The organism is Camelimonas lactis (assembly GCF_004342915.1).
GTDB classification, from domain to species: Bacteria; Pseudomonadota; Alphaproteobacteria; order Rhizobiales; family Beijerinckiaceae; genus Camelimonas; species Camelimonas lactis.
Map to the genome: position 1 here is coordinate 67566 of NZ_SLWL01000007.1, position 17949 is coordinate 85514.

Genomic DNA, 17949 nt, shown 5'->3' on the forward strand with positions numbered 1-17949 from the left:
GTCCTGGCAAGCGGGGCTGGATCAGGCGGTTTCGATGATGGCGATGACGTCGCCTTCTTCGACGGGCTGTTCCACGGCGACGCGGATTTCCTTCACCACGCCGGCCTTGGGCGCCTCCACGGCGATTTCCATCTTCATGGCTTCGAGAATGACAACCGCATCGCCTTCTTCAACCCGCTGGCCGGGTTCGGCGGCGATCTGGAACACGCGGCCGGAAATCTCGCTCTTTGCTTCAACATTGCTCATCTGGGTGTTTCCTCCTGCATGCCCCTGACGCGTTTCCCGTGAGGCGAACGGCGCCACGCCGGCAAGACGCGCCCATCGTGGGGACAGGGCGAAGCCCGGTTCAGCGTGAACGGGCCTGCCCCGTTCGGGGCCTGTTATGTTGCGCCGGCATTTGAAACGTCCCGCAGCCAAATCGCAAGGCCGCGGGGCGCAGGCGTCAGGCGCCGGGCTCTGCCGCCGGCGCAGGGCAGCCCGCTTGTCGCCTGTTGCGCAGGCGCCGCCGTCGCGGCGCCCCTTTCCTCACCTCAGGGCGCCAGCTCGCCGGCGGCGATGCGCTTGCCGAGGGCCCAGCGATGCACCTCGGACGGGCCGTCGTAGATGCGGAACGAACGCACGTCGCGGAAAATGCGCTCCACCATGGTGTCGCGGGTGACGCCGAGGCCGCCGAGGATCTGCATGGAGCGATCCGCCACGCGATAAATCGCCTCCGAGCAGATCACCTTGGCCATCGAGCTTTCATTGCCGCCCTGGGCGCCCTGGTCGAGCATCCACGCGGTGTGCAGGATGGTGAGGCGCGCCACATGGATGTCCATAAGGTTGTCGGCCAGCATGAACGACACGCCCTCGTGCTCCGCCAGCGGCTTGCCGAAAGCAGTGCGCTTGCGGGCGTAGTCGGCGGCGATGTCGTGGGCGCGCATGGCCGAGCCCAGCCAGCGCATGCAGTGGGTGAGACGCGCCGGGGCGAGGCGCACCTGGGCGTAGCGCAGGCCCTGGCCCGCCTCGCCGAGGATGGCGCTGGACGGCACGCGCAGATTGTCGAAGCGCACCACGGCGTGGCCGCCGGCGAAGCTGCAATCCAGCGAGTCGAGGGCGCGCTCGATGATAATGCCAGGCGCATTCATCGGGCTGAGGAACATGGTGGGACGACCATCGCCCTCACCGCCCTCGATCTTGGCCATGATGATGGCGAACTCGGCGCCTTCGGCGCCGGTGATCAGCCACTTCAGGCCGCTGATGAGGAAATCGTCGCCGTCGCGCTTCGCGACAGCAGCGAGCTGGCGCGGATCGGAGCCGGCGCCCGGGGCGGGCTCGGTCATGCAGAAGCAGGAGCGGGCGACGCCGCTGGCCAGCGGCTTCAGGTAACGCTCGCGCTGCTCCGCATTGGCGACCAGCTCCAGCAGATGGATGTTGCCTTCATCGGGGGCGGCGCAATGCAGGGCGACCGGGCCGAGCATCGAATATCCAGCGGAGATGAAGGTGATGGCGCGGCCGACATGGCCGAGGCCAAGGCCGCCAAACTCGACCGGGGAATGCGGACCGAACACGCCCGCCTCCCTGGCCAGCGCCACCAGCTCGCGCCGCATCTCATCTGACGGCCCATGCGAGCCCCAGCGCGGATCATTTTCGTACGGAATGACCTTTTCGCGCACGAAGGCGCCGATCCGGTCAGCGAGATCGGTGAATTCCTGCGGAATGGCGAAACCAAACTGGCCGGCGAACGGCGCGGCTCCGGCGGGTGCGGACATGGACGGCTCCTCCTGGGACGTAACGGCATGTAAAGGCGTTGACGCAAGCAGACATGAAAAAACCGGCCAGGCAAGACCTGACCGGTTTTTTTAGGGTTTCCCCACCGGCTGAACGCCAGCAACATCCCCCACGCGACCCTACGGCGCCGCGCCCGCCACCCGCACCTGCGTCTCCGCCGCCGAGGTGTCGACGCTCGCCACCACTGAAAGGCCGGGAGCGAGGCGCTCAAGCTGCGGCTGATCCGGATCGATGAGAATCCGCACCGGCACGCGCTGGACGATCTTGGTGAAATTGCCGGTGGCGTTATCGGTTTTCAACACGCTGAACTCGGAGGCGGTGGCGGGCGAGAAATTGTCGATGCGCCCCTGGAAGCGCTGTCCGCCCAGAGCGTCAACCGTGAAGCTGGCCGGCTGGCCGACGCGCATGTGGCGCACCTGGGTTTCCTTGAAATTCGCCACCACCCAGACCTGGTCGGGGGCCAACCCCATCAGTTGTGTGCCGGCGGTCACATACTGGCCGACGCGGGCGCCCACCTCGCCCACCCGGCCATCGACGGGGGCGATGATGCGCGTGCTGTCCAGATCAAGGCGCGCCAGTTGCACGGCGGCTTCGGCGCCCGCGACGGCGGCTTCCAGCGACTGCCGGCTGATGCGGGTGGTTTCCGCGTCCTGCCGGGCCACGTCCAGGGCCGCCTCGCCCTGGCGGACGGCGGCGGCGGACTGGTCGAAGGCGGCGCGGGCGTCGTCCCGCTCCTTCTGCGAGGCGACGCCGCGTTGGGCAAGGGCGTTGATCCGCTCCCACCGAGCCTCCGCCGCCTTGAGACCGGCCTCACCGCTGGCGATCTGGGCGGCGGCGGCGCGCACGCGGGCCTCGGCCGTGGCCATTTTCTGCTTCCAGGCGTCAAGCGCCGACTGCTGCACGGCGGCGTTGGCCTGCGCCTGCTCCAGCCGGCGGCGATAGATGTCCGGGTCGATGCGCGCCAGCTCCTGCCCCGCCTTCACCCGCTGGAAATCCTGCACCAGCACGGCGGTGACATAGCCGGAAATGCGCGGCGACAGCATCGCCACCTTGCCGCGCACATAGGCGTTGTCGGTGGTTTCAACGGGGCTGTGGAACGGCGGCAGCCCCCAGGCGTACAGCGCCAGCACGGCGCCGCTCACGCCGATGACGACGGCAATCCAGGAAGCCAGATGGGTTTTGAGGGCGCTCATCATGATGCGGTTCCGTCCGCGGCGCCGGCGCGCCGGTTCGCGCGCGCCTGCAGCGCCAGAAGAATTGTGAGGTGGATCAGGAGAATGAGGGCGGCGCCGATGGCCAGGGCGCCAAACCCGCGAAAAACGTCGGCGTAGGCCAGCGTCATGGCCTGTTGCTGGGCTTTTTGCGCCAGCAGGCTGTATCCGGCGCCGGACGCGCCATGCGCCGACGCGGCAAGCTGCTCCACCCGCGCGCTCACCAGCGGATTGGCCATGGTAAGGTGCGCATACATGGCGTCGAGGTGGACGCGGGTGCGAATGGCGACCCACGTGCCCGTCACCGCCGATCCCAGCGCCCCGCCGAGGCTCTGGGTCGAGAGGAACACCATGATGAAGGTGAACAGGTTCTGTGGACCCTTCGCCAGGGCCGCCTGCAGGCCGATGGCCATGGCCGGCGGCATGAACAACCCCATGCCAAAGCCGATCATCGCCTGGCTCAGATACATCTGCTCCGGGCGGGTCAGCACGGTCACGCCGGCGTCCATCCACGAACCGGCGCCGAACAGCAGCAGCGCCGCGAGGTGCAGCAACGGCGCCAGATGCGGCCTGCGCAGCAGGAACACGCAGCTCAGACCGCCAGCAGCGGTGGCGACCAGCACGATCAGCCACATGGTCCGCATCTGCTCGTTGAGCAGGCCAAGGTTCTGGAACAGGGCGAGGACACCCGACGACTGCTCCGACGTGATCATGCGGAACACCAGCATGACCCCGGCGAAATGCAGCACGCCCGGGCTGGCGATCCAGCGGAAGTCGAGAAACGGCGCGCTGCGGTTCAGCTCTATGACGGCAGCGCCGGCGCAACACAGAAAGGCGGCGGCGATCATCACGCCAAGAAACGGCGCGTCGGTCCACCAGTAGTAGCGACCGACGCCCAGCGTCAGGGCGATCAGGCCAAAGCCGACGGCGATCAGCAGGTAGCTGGCGACGTCCAGCCAGTGGATGGCCTTTTCGCGCGGAACCGGGGTCAGCGGCGTCAGCAGCACCATGGCGCAGGCGGCCAGGGCGGTGGCGGCTGTCATCAGGTACAGGCCATGCCAACCGCCGATATCAAACAGCGGCGGCGACAGCACCCGCGCCAGCGGCGCGCCGATGGACTGGAACGTCAGGGCGACCGACAGCCCCATGGAGAGGCGTTTGTCCGCCGGGGCCGCTTCCACCATGTAAAGAAAGTTGAGCGCCGACAGGGGCGCCGCCGCGACGCCGCTGGCGAATTGCACCAGCATGGCGGAGCCCAGGTCGTCGACGACCAGGTGCAGCAGCGTAACCAGCACAAAAACGAGAATGGCGCATTCGGCGAAACTGCGCAGCCCAAACTGCGCCCGCAGCTTGCGCAGCATCAGCGACAGGCTGGCGTAGGGCGCGATGTAGAGCGCCGTCAGCCAGGCGCCTTCCGTCGGCGTGGCGCCCAGTTGCCCCTGCACCTGTTGCAGGTTGGCGGTGAAGAAGTTCTGGCCCATGCCCTGGGCCAGCGCCAGCAGCAGGGCGGTGACGGCGCAAGCCCAGGGGCGGACGCGCGGCGCCGCCATCCAGGAGGCTGGCGCGGCGAGGCGTGGTCCCGAGCCGGTTCCGGAAGCAGCGGCGTCACGCATTGCGGTCGCCGTCCTCGCCGGCTTTTTCCGCCGTATGCACGCTGGACGAAATCACGGCGACAGCGCGCAGGACCCGGGTGGCGGCCTCCAGATCAGCGGCGGACACTCCGCCCAGCACCTCGGCCCGGGTGGCGCCGGCGATGTCCCGCATGCGCGTCGCCGCCCGCCGCCCGGCGTCGGTCAGCGCCAGCTCCCGCACGCGACGATCGGATGGCGACACCTGCCGGGTCAGCCAGCCGCCCTGCTCCAGCCCATCGAGTATCCGGGCCAGCGTCGGCCCCTCGATGCCGAGGATATCCGCCAGCTCGCGCTGGTTCAGGCCGGCCCTGTCATCCAGAGTCATCAGCACGCGGGCCCGCGCCAGGGTCATCCCCTCAAGGCGCACGCGCGCGTCGAACAGCGTGCGGATGCGGCGCTGGGCGAGAGACAGCGCTTCCATGAACGCGGCGCGCTGACGGGGATCATTGGGGGCGGGAGAGGACTTATCCATGTTAGCCTAATTATTAGCGTGCTAACTGTTAGCCCCGTACTTAACCTGTGGACGGGCTTCCGGCAACGGCGAGCGCCACATGGTGGCCATGACCGCCTGGCATGGCGGGCGGGCGCCCGACCCGGCGCCGCCAGCGTGATCGTGAGTGGGCCTTGCGGCCGCTTCGGCCTATGCCGGAAAAGGGATGGCCGGGGCCGCCGCGATGGTCCGCCGCCTTTCCCGGCAGCGTCCGGTCTGGCGCGAACACAGGGGATACATGTGAAGCTGCTCAAGAAAGTCATTCTGCCGGCGCTGGCTGGCCTGGTGTTGTCGACCGCCGTGATGGCCGCCGACGTGGTCTATCCTGGCGCCGCGGGCGGCGGCCTCGTTCCACCGGCCGGCATGACCGCTTCCAAAAAATTCGCGGGCTTCGAGGACGCCGCCACCGGCTCGTCCATTCTCTTCGTCGACATGCCGGCGGAAGCCTGGCCCCAGCTCAAAACCGGCATGACAGCGGAGGCCCTGAAACATCAGGGCGTCGAACTCTCCGGCCCGCCGCGCGAGGTGAAGCTGCCTGGCGGCGAGGCCGCCATCCTGCTGGCTGGCAAGCAGCGCATTCCCGCCGGCGTGTTCCGCAAATGGATCCTTGTGGCGCAGGGCAAGGACGCGACCCTGCTCATCACGGCGCAATCGCCGGAAACCGCCGCCAGCAAGCTCAGCGACGCCGACATGGAGAAGGCGTTGCTGGGACTGAAGACACGCGCCAGGCTGTCGGCGGAGCAACAGGTGGAAGCGCTGCCCTTCGCGGTGAAGGACAAGGCCGGCTTCCGTCTGGTCAATACGCTGGCCGGCTCGGCCCTGCTGCTGACTGATGGCCCGGAAAACACGGTGAAGAATGCAGCGCAGCCGCTGGTGATCGTCGCCGGCAGCATGGCCGGTTCGCCGCCGGAGGCGCAGCGCAAACCGCTCGCCAGGGCAGCCTTCAGCTCGGTGGCCGGCGTCAACAACATCACGGTGAAGGACGAGAAGGCAGAAGCCGATGGCCGCATCGTCATCTCGGGAACCGGCAAGGACGCCAGCTCCGGGGAGGCGGTGTCGATCATCCAGGTCGTGAGCTTCAACAAGGACGGGTTTATCCGTTCGATCCTCGTCACCCGCGAGGCTGACCTGGCGAAATATCGCGACCGCTTCCTCAAGCTGGCGGCGTCGGCCACGCCGCGATAGGCGATATCCGGCGCGGCCGGATACCCTTTCCGTCATGCAGGGCGGGCGGGCAACCGCCCGTCAGAAGGGCGCCGTCAGAACGACACGGTCACGTGGGCCCGCACGGTCCGCCCCGGCAGCAGCACCTCGTCTTTCTTGAACGAGACGCTGTTGCGCATGCGGTCGTTGAGCAGATTGTCGCCGACGACGCCGAACACCACCTCTTTCGCGCCGACGGCGTTGGCGGGCAGCTTCACGCGGTAGTTCAGCTCGGCTTTCAGGTTGTTGTAGCCTGGCGTGCGGGTTTCATATTCCGCCACGTCATTCCGGGCGAAGGCGTGGGTCAGCAACACCCGGGCGAACAGGGCGTCGCTGCGAAAATAGACGCCGCCGCCAAGCCGCTGCTGCGGCAGGCGCGGGACCCAGGTTCCATCGTCGAACTTGGCGCGCACATAATCATAGCGTCCCTCGACACCAACCGCCCCGTCGCCGAGCTTCGCCAGATCGAACTGGCCAATGAACTCCGCGCCAGTAAACGTGGCGCCCTGTTGCGAATAGACGATCTGGCGCAGTTCATCGTCATGACCGCAGGACGCAAAGGTATGACCGCAGTTCACCCCGGTCAGGCGCTTGTAAATGAAGCCGGAATATTTGGTGTGATAGACACTGCCCTCGAAACGCACCGGCCCGTCCGCCTTCTTGAGGCTGAACTCAATGGTGCGCGCCCGCTCGATCTTCAGGTTGGGATCGCCGATCTCGAACGTGCCCGAGGCATGGTGCGCGCCGCGGGAGAACAGCTCGGCGGCCGTTGGCGCGCGCTCAACGTATTGCGCGTTCAGCGTGGCGACAATGTTGTGCCACGGCAGGGTGTATTGCACGCCGGCGCTGACGCTTTTCGGCGCGAAATCGCGTGATCGCGGCGACAGGGCAAGCTCGACGCCGTCCGGCAGGTAATCGGCCGGGAACAGCGCCGCCGATCCGTCGACATTCACGTAGCCGATGCGTCCGGCGACCTGCAGACGCCAGCTGTCGTTGATTTTCAGCTCCTCGAACAGGTAAGCGGCGATGGAGCGGGTTTCCGCCGGCGAGATCATGCCGCCGCCCTCCCCCGTGGCGTTCAGCTTCTGGCGCGCGCCATGCACGCCGAAAGCGCCGCTCCACGTTCCCAACGCCGAGGACCACGGCGTGTGCTGCACCTCGACGCGCGCCTCCTGCTGGCGGTTGTAGAAGGTGGAGTGCAGCGTCTCGCCGGCCGCCGCCGTGGCGCCGCCATGGTCGTGGTCGTGGTCCTCATGGCCGTGCACGTCGTGATCCTGGTCGTGATCCTCGTGGTCGTGATCATGTTCCCCGTGCGCCAGGCCGTATTCGCGATGGCGATAATTCGAGGCGCCGGCCCAGAAGCGGATGGCGTCGATCCAGGCGCTGCCCGGCCGGTGTTCGCCCTTGAGCACAATCCTGTCCTCGACCATGTCGATGCGACTGCGCAATTCGGCGGATTCGCCGCCTGGAATCTGGTAGTTGCTGCTGAGATGCGAATAGGCGAGGCCGATGAAACCGCTATCGGTGACCATCGAAGCGCCGATGGCGGCGCCGCCGGAATTGACGCCCGAGTTGGCCTGGCGTCCGTCCGGCGTGGAATAATCGCCCGATTTTTGCCGGAAGAAGTCCGCATGCACCGCCACATTGCCGGCGCCGGCGTTGACCTCGCCCGCCGACGAATAACCGCGATTGGACGAACTGACGCCGTTCATGACGCGGGCGTTGACGCCGTTGACCGCCTTGTCCGGAATACGGTTGTTATCGAGGCTGACGACGCCGCCGATAGCCTGGGAGCCAAATCGCAGGGTGGCGGGCCCACGGATCACTTCAATGCGCTCTGCGTTCAGCGGATTGACCGGCGCGGCGTGGTCCTCGCCCAGGGCAGAAACGCCCGAGGCGCCCACGCCATTTTCCTGGATGCTGACGCGAAAATTGTCGAGGCCGCGAATGACAGGCCGGCTGGCGCCTGGCGCGAAGGTGGTGGCGCTGACACCCGGGATATCGGCCACCGCCTCGCCAAGACTCTGCGGCTGGTTGCGCTCGATGTCGCTGCGCGAAACCACTGACACCGGCGCGAAGGAGCGCAGCGGCACGATCAGCATGCCAGGGACGGCCTCCTGACCGGCGCCCGCCGTCTGGCGAACCGTCACGGGCGTATCGGCGGTGACGTCGATGGTTGGCAGATCGATGACCTGGGCGTTACCGCTTCCCGCGCCCTCTTCGCCTGCCGCCCCGCTGGCGTGACCGGCGACGGCCAGGGCAACCACGGCGGCGCCGGCCAGTTTCCCGGCGCGCAGACGGCTGAGGCCGCCGCCACAACCCGTTGCGGTTGGCGCCGCGATCCTGCGGCCAGTGACAGGCGCGGCGTGAGATGACGCCGCAACGGCGGCGGCGGGAAACGGAATGTGCAACGACATGGCGACCTCTTTATGCAATGTTATTACATAAATTGATCGGGGCGCCGTCAACCGGTTAAGCAACAATGTTGCATAATTGTCCACAGATGCGGCGGCGTCGCGATGACGGCGCGCATCCGCCATCCCGTCCTGCCCTGCGCCGGAGACGGCGCTGCCATTACGTCAGTATTATTGACACATCTGGGAAGGCTGTGATTGGTACGGCAACCAACGAGCCGAGGTTTGTCCCGATGTTGAGCTGGGAGCAGGTTTTCGCCACGCGCGCGTCGCGCATGAAGGCGTCCGAAATTCGCGAGCTGCTGAAGCTCCTTGAGCGGCCGGACATTATTTCGTTCGCCGGCGGCATACCGGATCCGGCGCTGTTCCCGAAAGACGCCTTCGCCCAGGCTTACGCCGAGGTGCTCTCCGGCCCCGACGCCGCCGCCGGCCTGCAATATTCGGTGAGCGAAGGCTACCCGCCCCTGCGCGAATGGCTGGTGGGGCAACTGGCCAAACTCGCCATTCCCTGCACCATCGACAATGTTTTCATCGTCTCCGGTTCGCAGCAGGGGCTGGACTATCTGGGCAAGCTGTTTCTGTCGCCGAAAGACACGGCGCTGGTCACCCGGCCGACCTATCTGGGCGCCTTGCAGGCCTTCAACGCCTATGAGCCGACCTATGATGAGCTGAACCTGGGCGGCAACCGCACGCCGGACGCTTACCGCGCGACCGCGGCGCAGGCCGGCGGCCGCGTCAAATTCGCCTACCTGTCGGCGGATTTCGCCAACCCGACCGGCGAAACCCTTGACCGCGCCGGCCGCGAAAAGCTGCTCTATCTGGCGGCGGAACTGGACATTCCGGTGATCGAGGACGCCGCCTACCAGTCCCTGCGCTACGAGGGTGAGGCGATCCCGCCCATCATGGCCCTGGACATCGCCCGTTGCGGCGACATCGACGCGTCGCGGACGATCTATTGCGGCAGCTTCTCCAAGACGCTGGCGCCTGGCCTGCGCGTCGGCTTCATCGTCGCGGCGGCGCCAATCATCCGCAAACTGGTGCTGATGAAGCAGGCGGCGGACCTGCATTCCTCCACCATCAACCAGATGGCGATCGCCCATGTGGCGGGCGGAATTTTCGACGCCCAGGTGGCGAAAATCCGCGCCGTCTACCGCGAGCGCCGCGACGCCATGCTCGACGCCCTCGCCAGGCACATGCCGGAAGGCGTGCGCTGGACCCACCCGGAAGGCGGCATGTTCATCTGGATCACCCTGCCCGCCGGCATGAACGGAGCGGCTTTGCTGGCCCGCGCCATCGAAACCGAGAAGGTGGCCTTCGTTCCGGGCCAGGCGTTTCACGCCGATGGCGGCGGCGCCAACACCCTGCGCGTCAGCTTCTCCTGCGCTGATCCCGCTACCATCGCCGAAGGCATTTCGCGGCTCGGCCGTGTGATCAGTCTCGAACGGCTCGCCGCCTGAAGCGGGAGCCCCGGAACCCCGGAACCCCAGCCCGCCAAGGCCCGGTTCTTGCCCTGGTGGGCCGGAGTTTTCTGATCCGGGACAGGCCGGTTTCTTTCCTCCAGGGACACGCCGTCGGCTCCACAGCAACAAACCCCCGGCCTCACGGCCGGGGGTTTTTGTTTTCGGGATCCAGACGCTTCTGGAAGCAGGGCGCGGCCTCCGCGCCCTGAATGCGTTACGCCGACGGCTTTGGCGCCTCTGGCGCGCCCGTGGCCGGGTGCGGCGCATGCACCGGTGATTCCCCGTGCAACACCGGCGGTTTCGTGCGGAACAGCGTCAGCACGAAGACGAAGAACGCCGGCACGAAGATCACCGCCAGGATGGTGGCCGAGATCATGCCGCCCACCACGCCGGTGCCGATGGCGTTCTGGCTCGCGGCGCTGGGGCCGGTGGCGATGGCCAGCGGCACCACGCCCAGCGTGAACGCCAGCGAGGTCATGAGAATGGGCCGGAAGCGCAGCCGGCACGCCTCGATCGCCGCGTCGCGCAGGCTCATGCCGTCGGCATAAAGGTCCTTGGCGAACTCAATGATCAGGATGGCGTTCTTGGCCGACAGGCCGATGATCGCCAGCAGACCAACCTTGAAGTAGAGGTCGTTCGGCAGACCGCGCAGCATCACCGCGAGAATACAGCCGATCACGCCCAGCGGCACCACCAGCATCACCGACAGCGGGATCGACCAGCTCTCGTACAGGGCCGCCAGCAGCAGGAACACGAACAGGATGCTCATGGCGAACAGGATCGGCGCCTGCGAGCCCGAAGCGATTTCCTCAAGCGTCTGGCCGGTCCACTCGTAACCGATGCCCTGCGGCATCGTCGCGGCGATGCGCTCCATCTCGGCGATTGCAGCGCCCGACGAATACCCAGGCGCCGGCGCGCCGGAAATGCGCACCGAGGGGTAGCCATTGTAGCCGATGATCTGCTGCGGCCCCTTGATCCATTGCAGCTTGGCGAAGGACGAAATCGGCACCATGCCGCCGCTGGCGTTGCGCACGTTCAGGTTCAGCAGGTCCTCGCCCTGCAGGCGATTGGCCGCGTCCGACTGGATGATCACGCGTTGCATGCGGCCGTTGTTGGGGAAGTCGTTGATGTACGACGAGCCCAGGTTGGCCGTGATGGTGGCGTTGATGTCGGCGAAGCTCACGCCGAAGGTATTGGCCTTCTCACGGTCGATAATGACCATGAGCTGGGCCGCGTCCGGCAGGCCCTCGGTGCGCAGGCCGGTGAGGATCGGGCTCTGACGCGCCTCCGCCATCAGCTTCTGCGTCGCGGCGGCGAGCGCCGTCTGGCCCAGTCCGCCGCGATCCTGCAGGCGGAAGGTGAAGCCGGCCGAATTGCCGAAGCCCTGGATGGGCGGCGGCGACAGGGCGAACGACATGACGTCGCTGATCCCGAACATCTTCATGTTCATGCGGTTGGCGATGTCCTGGGCGGCGTTGCCCGGGCCACGCTCGCCCCAGTCCTTCAGGGTGATGAACATGATGGCGGCGTTCTGGCCGGCGCCCGAGAAGCTGAAACCACGCACCGCCACCATGTTGGCCACTGCGGTTTCTGTCCGGGCGATCTGCTCGATCTGCTCGATCGCCTGCAACGTGCGGTTGGAGCTGGCTTCCGGCGGGGTCTGGATGTCGACGATGATATAGCCCTGGTCCTCGTTCGGAATGAACGAGGTTGGCAGGCGCATGAACAGCCAGCCCGTGCCGACGAGCAGCGCAAGGAAGATGATCATCAACCGTCCCGCCCGCGAGGTGGCGCCGGTGACCATGCCGGCGTAACGGCGGGTGGTGCGATCAAAGAAGCGGTTGAAGGCGCCGAAAAAGCCGCGCTTCTCCTCGCCATGGCCGTGCACCGGCTTGAGGAAGGTGGCGCACAGGGCCGGCGTCAGCGACAGGGCGAGGAAGGCCGAGAACAGGATCGACACCACCATCGTCAGGCTGAACTGGCGGTAGATCACGCCCGTCGCGCCCGGGAAGAACGCCATGGGAATGAACACGGCGGCCAGCACCAGGGTAATGCCGACGATGGCGCCGGAGATCTGGCTCATGGCCTTCTGCGTCGCCTTCAGCGGCGACAGCCCCTCCTCCGCCATGATGCGCTCGACGTTCTCGACCACCACGATGGCGTCATCGACGAGGATGCCGATGGCGAGCACCATGGCGAACATGGTCAGCACGTTGATGGAGAATCCCGACCCCAGCATCACCGCCAGCGTGCCCAGCAGCGCCACCGGCACCACGAGCGCCGGAATCACCGTGTAGCGGAAATTCTGGAGGAACAGGAACATCACGAGAAAGACGAGGGCCACCGCTTCCAGCAGGGTGTGCACCACCTTTTCGATGGACGCTTCGACGAACGGGCTGGTGTTGTAGGGGATCGAATACTCAATGCCCTTGGGGAAGAAGCGCGACAGCTCCTTCATCTTCGCCTCGATGGCGTTGGAGGTCGCCACGGCGTTGCCGCTCTCGGAGAGCTGGACGGCGATGGCGGCGCTCGGCTTGCCGTTGAGACGGGTGGCGAAATTATAGCTCTCGCTGCCCACCTCGACGCGCGCGACGTCGCGCATCCGCACGGTTGAACCGTCCGGGTTGGCGCGCAGCACGATATTGCCGAATTCATCAGGCGAGCTGAGCTGGCCCTTCACCAGCACGGTCGCGGTGATCTGCTGGTTGATGGGGTTGGGATCGGCGCCGATCTTGCCGGCGGCCACCTGGGCGTTCTGGGCCCGGATGGCGTTGGCGATGTCATCGGTCGATATGTTCAGACCCAGCATCTTGTCCGGGTCGATCCAGATGCGCATGGAGCGCGGCGCGGCGAACAGCTGGGCCCGGCCCACGCCCTGGATACGACGGATTTCGCCGAGCACGTTGCGGTTGAGATAGTCGCCAAGGCCGACGTCATCCATTGACCCGTCCGTCGAGGTCAGTGAGATGATCATCAGGAAGCCGGCGCCGCTCTCTTCCGTGGTGATGCCCTGCTGCACGACCGTCGCGGGCAACCGCGGCTGCACGCGGCGGATGGCGTTCTGGGCGTTAACCGACGCGATGTCGATGTTCGCGCCAGTCCGGAAGGTGGCGGTGATTTCAACCTGGCCGGTCGCGTCCGAGGTGGACTCGAAATAGGCCAGATTCTTCACGCCATTCAGCTCATCCTCAATCTGCTTCGTCACGCCCTGATAGATCTCGGACGGCGAGGCGCCCGGATACATCGTGGAGATCGTCAGCTGGGGCGGAGCCACCCGCGGATACTGGGCGATCGGCAGGAACGGCAACGCGATCAGGCCGGCGATGGCGATGAAAAACGCCACCACCCACGCGAAGATGGGCCGTATGATGAAAAATTGCGCCATCTCCGGTCCTCAGTTCTTCTTGCTGGCGTCAGGCCTGGGAGCCTGATCGGGCCTGGGCGGGGATGACGGCTGCTCCGCAGCGGCTGATTTGGCGCCGACCGGGCCGCCCCATGGCTTCGGAACCACCTTGCCGCCGGGGATGATCTTCTGGAATCCCTCGACGATGATCCGGTCGCCCGGCTGCAGGCCGCCGCGCACCAGCCAGCGATCGCCCGTCACCTGACCCAGCTCGATCTGGCGGGTCTGGGCGACGTCGCCCTCGCCAATCACGTAGACCTGGGCGGCGCCGCTGGCGTCGCGCATCACCGCCTGCTGGGGAATGGCGATGGCCTCGTCGACCCGGCCCTGTTCAATACGCACGCGCACGTACAGGCCTGGCAGCAATTCGTTTTTGGGATTCGGAAATTCCGCGCGCAGGGTGATCTGGCCAGTGGTCGCGTCCACGGACGCTTCCGAGAACAGCAGCTTGCCCTTGTAGGCGTAGCTCTCGCCGTCATCGAACAGCAGCTGAACGGCGGCGGCGTCCGGCGCGACCTTGGCGATATTACCGGCCGCCAGATCCTGACGCAGCCGCCGCACCTCGGTCGACGACTGGGTGAAGTCGGCATAAACCGGATCAAGCTGCTGGATCACCGCCAGCGGCCGCACCTCCCCGGTCGTGACCAGCGCGCCTTCCGTCACCAGGGCGCGGCCAATGCGGCCGGTGATCGGGGCCCGCACCTCGGTGTAGTCCAGATTGACCGTAGCCTGCTCCAGCCCGGCCTGGGCGGCCGCCACGTCAGCCTCCGCCTGGGCCAGGGTGGCGACGGCCACGTCGTATTCCTGGGCCGAACTGACGTTACGCCGCTGCAGTTCCTTCTGGCGATCGGCTTTCTGCTGCGCCAGCACCCGGGCGGCCTTCGCGCGCTCCAGATTGGCTTTGGCGCTGGCGACGGCGACGCGGAACAGGGTCGGGTCAATGCGATACAGCACGTCCCCTTCCTTCACGATCGACCCCTGCCGGAACACGCGCTCCTGCAGGATGCCGCTGACGCGGGGCCGCACTTCGGCGGTGCGGACGGCCGCGATGCGACCGGGCAGGTCGCGGGTCAGCGGCACGGCTTCCCGGGAAATGGTCATGACCTGCACGACCGCCGGAGGCATGGCGTGCTGGGCGCTGGCGACCGTGGTGAACCCGGACACCGCCACGGCGGACAGCCCCGCCACGGCGGCGGGGGCGGACAAGGCCATGGCGAACCAGGCGGGAGCTTTTCTGGAAGAGTTTCGCATTGAGGCCATATCCGTCACAGATCGTCGAAAAGGGTATTCGGCATCCGGGTGAGTTTTCCGATTCCGGAAAAAATCTGCTCGCGGATGTCAGGAGAAAATGTACAGAAGTCAAAGCAGGTCAGGCTGAGATAGCCCTGCAACGCCAGAAAAGCCATGAGCGGCCCCAGCCCGGAAACGGCGTCGCCTTCGCCAAGAAAGGCCTTCTGGTCCTTCCCGACGAAGTCACGAATGCGCATCCGCACGGAATCATCCGCAGCCATGGCGAGACAGACCGTCATCACCGAGGCGCGGTCCTGCGTGTCCGGCATGGTGGCGGCGAAACGGATGCGACCGGCCAGCTCCGGGTTGGCGACCTCCGGCGCGTCAGCCGCAACGGCGATGCAATCCTGCAACCGCTGGTCATCGGCCTGCATCTGTCGGGTGACGAGGGCGCCGATCAGCGCGTGCTTGGTCTTGAAATCGTAAAGAACCGTCGCCTTGCTGACGCCCGCTTCCTCCGCGACCGCGCTGATCGTCAGATTGACGGCGCCCTCGCGCTGGATCACGCGCTCGGCCGCATCCAGCACAGCGTCACAGCCAATAATGCGTTTCCGACCCATGGGCAGCGTCCATTCATTTCCAACCGGACGGTTTAATATTGCCGCGGGGAACATCCGTCAAACGGATCCGCCGGCTTTTGGGGCCGAATTGCACAGGATCACGGTCGCCAATGTGCGCAAGCGCACGTCCGGACGCCCCAGGGCGTCCGGAACGGCATTTTGAACCGCAAACATGTATTTTCGTGACATCCGCCGGGAATTGACAGCTCAGGCCAGGACTTGACAGGTCCTGGCCGGCGCCCGTGGCTAGAACGCGTAGCGCGCGCCGACGCGCACCGTGCGCCCGGAGCCTGGATAGAACACCGCGACCCCGCTCGCCGGCGCCGTGGCCGCATTGGCGATGGTTGACAGGTCCGAAACATGGCGACGGTTGGCGAGATTGCGGGCGTCGATGAAAAAGCTCAGACCTTCATCCGCCTCCAGCCCGGCTTCAAGGTTGAGCAGCACGTAGCCTGGCGTTTTCAGGGTGTTGGCGTAGTCAGCCCAGGCGCCGGCCGGAACCCAGTCGATCGACGGCGTCACGTAGAACCCGTCGAAGCGCCGCCACGACAGCGACGTGCGCAGGACATGCTCCGGCGCGCCGGCCAAGCGGTTGTCGCCATAGACCGGATCGCGATCGAAGCGGAAATCATTCCATGTCCACGCCTGACGCAGAACCAGCCGGGAGCCGGACGCGTCAAACCCCATGGCCCGGAAGAGATCAACGCTGGCGGCCAGCTCGACGCCCTGATGCGTCGTGCGCGGCGCGTTGAAGACATTGGCCGGAATCGACGGGTTCACGGTGTAGGCCAGCATCTCGTCGCGAATGGCCGAGCGGTAGAAGGTCGCCTCCCATGCCACCGGCCCCATGGCCCCGCGCATCCCGGCCTCGGCTGTCCAGGCTTTCTGGGCGCGCAGCGGCGTGAATACCGTGGTTCCCGCGAATGTCTGGGTCAGGTCGGTGAAATCCGGCGCATCGACGCTCCGCGTCAGATTGGCGAACAGCTGCACGTCCGGCGTCACGCGCCAGAGCAGGCCGATCTTCGGATTGACGCCGGCATAGCGGGCGCTGTCGTCGCGCGCGGCCCAGGAGGGGCGCAGCGCCGCGTTATAGGGCTGGCTGTATTCCCGCAGGCTGTTGAAGGCCTTGACGCCCGCCACGAGGGCCAACTCCCGCGTCAGCCACAGATTGTTTTCCGCCCATGCCTCGAGGTTTAAGGCGTCCTGGACGCCGCTGACCGTCAGGGCGCCGCGTCGCCCGGCCAGGTTCACATACTGTTTCGCATCTGTCGAACCGCCCGACAGTCGCGCGCCAACCACCAGCTCATTGTCAAAGCCGCCCAGGCTAAAGCGCTGCGCGTAGCGGGGCGAGACACCCCAGGTCCAGCCGTCCTGGGCGAGAACCTGGAAGATCGGATGATCGAGGGTCTTGCGGATCGCCCATGTCGACAGGTCGAACTGCCCGGCGTCGAGCTGCACCGTGGTGGTGTTGGCGATGCGGAACGCCCGCTCCTCGCGCGACTGGTTGCCCGTCACCGCCGCCAGCGACGCCTTGCGGGGCGCGTGCAGCGCATCATACAGCGACAGGGAGCCTGGCAGCTTCTGGCGTGTATCGAAATAGCCAAGGTAGAACCGCGTCTCGACCCGGTCGCTGATTTCCCAGCCGAGGTTGGCGTTAAACTGCCGGTAGATGCTGGCGGAATGATCGCGGTAGCCGTCCGAGCTGGTCCACGAACCGCTGACCAGCATGTCAACCGGGCCGGAGACTTTCGAAACCCTCAGATGCTCCCGCAGGAAGCCGTCCCCACCCGCCTCGACCTGCGCCAGATTGGGCGTGCGCGCGGTGCGCGCCGTCTCGCTCACCACATTGACGGCGCCGCCAAGCACGGTGGAGCCAAAAGCTAGCGCGGCCCCGCCGCGCCAGACCTCCACGGCCCGGGCCGACAGGGGATCGGTCTGGTACAGGGAGCCGCTGCCATCGGCGTTGTTCACGGGAATGCCGTCCTGCAACACTTCAACGCCGCGCAGGTGGTAACCCCGCGCCAGTCCGGCGCCGCGAATGGACAGGCGCTGCTCCTGGCCGTAGCGCTCACCGGTCTGGACGCCGGGCGTATCCTTCAGCATGTCGCGCATGGTCAGGGCCGACCCGTGGGCGAATGTCCGGGCGTCGACAAGGCTGACGGCTGACGGGCGGCGCGCCAGGGCGGCCGCGAGCGCCTCATTGGCGGGCGCCGTCAGGGAGCCCTGCTCCGCTCCCTTCACGTCAATCGGCGGCAATTCGACGTCGGCGGCGGCGTCTGGCGCCGTCTGCGCCAGGGCGGCCTGGCCGCACGGCGCCTGGATGATCGCGGCGATGGCGGATGACGCCAACAGCCATGCCGCGCGGCGGCGCGCGGCGATAAAAAGAAAGTGCATGGATCTGCTACCTGCGCCCGGGCGGCGCATGACCGGCTGGCGTTGGCGCGCCGGCCGGTATCGGGACGGCGACGACGCGCGCCATTGCGGACGCGCGAACGTTTGCCAGTGATGGACTGGAAA

12 protein-coding genes are annotated in these 17949 nt (G+C 66.7%); 2 read left to right on the top strand and 10 right to left on the bottom strand.

From position 1 onward, the window contains the following. Positions 1-21 precede the first annotated feature (21 nt). The 5 genes from EV666_RS09485 to EV666_RS09505 form a co-directional block, all read right to left on the bottom strand. Positions 22-246 carry an acyl-CoA carboxylase biotin carboxyl carrier protein subunit gene (locus tag EV666_RS09485; protein WP_132006643.1) on the bottom strand — a complete coding sequence of 75 codons (225 nt, stop codon included), beginning with the start codon at positions 244-246 and terminating at the stop codon, positions 22-24. A 284-nt stretch (positions 247-530) separates the two neighbouring features. Beyond that, positions 531-1751: an acyl-CoA dehydrogenase family protein gene (locus EV666_RS09490; protein WP_132006646.1), complete on the bottom strand. Its 1221-nt coding sequence runs from the start codon at positions 1749-1751 to the stop codon at positions 531-533. A gap of 138 nt (positions 1752-1889) precedes the next feature. Continuing rightward, complete coding sequence (locus EV666_RS09495; protein WP_376884456.1) at positions 1890-2963, bottom strand: HlyD family secretion protein; 1074 nt, start codon at positions 2961-2963, stop codon at positions 1890-1892. Continuing rightward, on the bottom strand, positions 2963-4594 hold the full coding sequence (locus EV666_RS09500) for an MFS transporter (RefSeq protein WP_207906386.1): 1632 nt from the start codon (positions 4592-4594) through the stop codon (positions 2963-2965). Before EV666_RS09500 ends, EV666_RS09495 begins: the two co-directional genes overlap by 1 nt. Beyond that, positions 4587-5084, bottom strand: a complete 498-nt coding sequence (locus EV666_RS09505) for a MarR family winged helix-turn-helix transcriptional regulator (RefSeq protein WP_132006652.1) — start codon at positions 5082-5084, stop codon at positions 4587-4589. The genes EV666_RS09500 and EV666_RS09505 overlap by 8 nt, the downstream gene beginning before the upstream one ends. Positions 5085-5342: 258 nt before the next feature. Between EV666_RS09505 and EV666_RS09510 the strand changes: the two genes are divergently transcribed. Beyond that, positions 5343-6287, top strand: a complete 945-nt coding sequence (locus tag EV666_RS09510; RefSeq protein ID WP_132006655.1) for a hypothetical protein — start codon at positions 5343-5345, stop codon at positions 6285-6287. Positions 6288-6361: 74 nt separating this feature from the next. Here EV666_RS09510 and EV666_RS09515 read toward each other — a convergent pair whose 3' ends face one another. Further along, on the bottom strand, positions 6362-8722 hold the full coding sequence (locus EV666_RS09515; protein ID WP_132006658.1) for a TonB-dependent receptor: 2361 nt from the start codon (positions 8720-8722) through the stop codon (positions 6362-6364). Positions 8723-8952: 230 nt separating this feature from the next. Here EV666_RS09515 and EV666_RS09520 point away from each other — a divergent pair, with 230 nt between their 5' ends. Then, positions 8953-10176 carry an aminotransferase-like domain-containing protein gene (locus EV666_RS09520; protein WP_132006661.1) on the top strand — a complete coding sequence of 408 codons (1224 nt, stop codon included), beginning with the start codon at positions 8953-8955 and terminating at the stop codon, positions 10174-10176. A gap of 217 nt (positions 10177-10393) precedes the next feature. Here the strand turns inward: EV666_RS09520 and EV666_RS09525 are convergent, their stop codons facing one another. The 4 genes from EV666_RS09525 to EV666_RS09540 form a co-directional block, all read right to left on the bottom strand. Continuing rightward, complete coding sequence (locus EV666_RS09525; protein ID WP_132006664.1) at positions 10394-13564, bottom strand: efflux RND transporter permease subunit; 3171 nt, start codon at positions 13562-13564, stop codon at positions 10394-10396. 9 nt (positions 13565-13573) lie between these two features. Then, positions 13574-14794, bottom strand: a complete 1221-nt coding sequence (locus EV666_RS09530) for an efflux RND transporter periplasmic adaptor subunit (RefSeq protein WP_132006667.1) — start codon at positions 14792-14794, stop codon at positions 13574-13576. A 53-nt stretch (positions 14795-14847) separates the two neighbouring features. Beyond that, on the bottom strand, positions 14848-15432 hold the full coding sequence (locus tag EV666_RS09535; protein ID WP_132006670.1) for a TetR/AcrR family transcriptional regulator: 585 nt from the start codon (positions 15430-15432) through the stop codon (positions 14848-14850). A gap of 246 nt (positions 15433-15678) precedes the next feature. Then, positions 15679-17826, bottom strand: a complete 2148-nt coding sequence (locus EV666_RS09540; RefSeq protein WP_132006673.1) for a TonB-dependent receptor family protein — start codon at positions 17824-17826, stop codon at positions 15679-15681. Positions 17827-17949 lie beyond the last annotated feature (123 nt).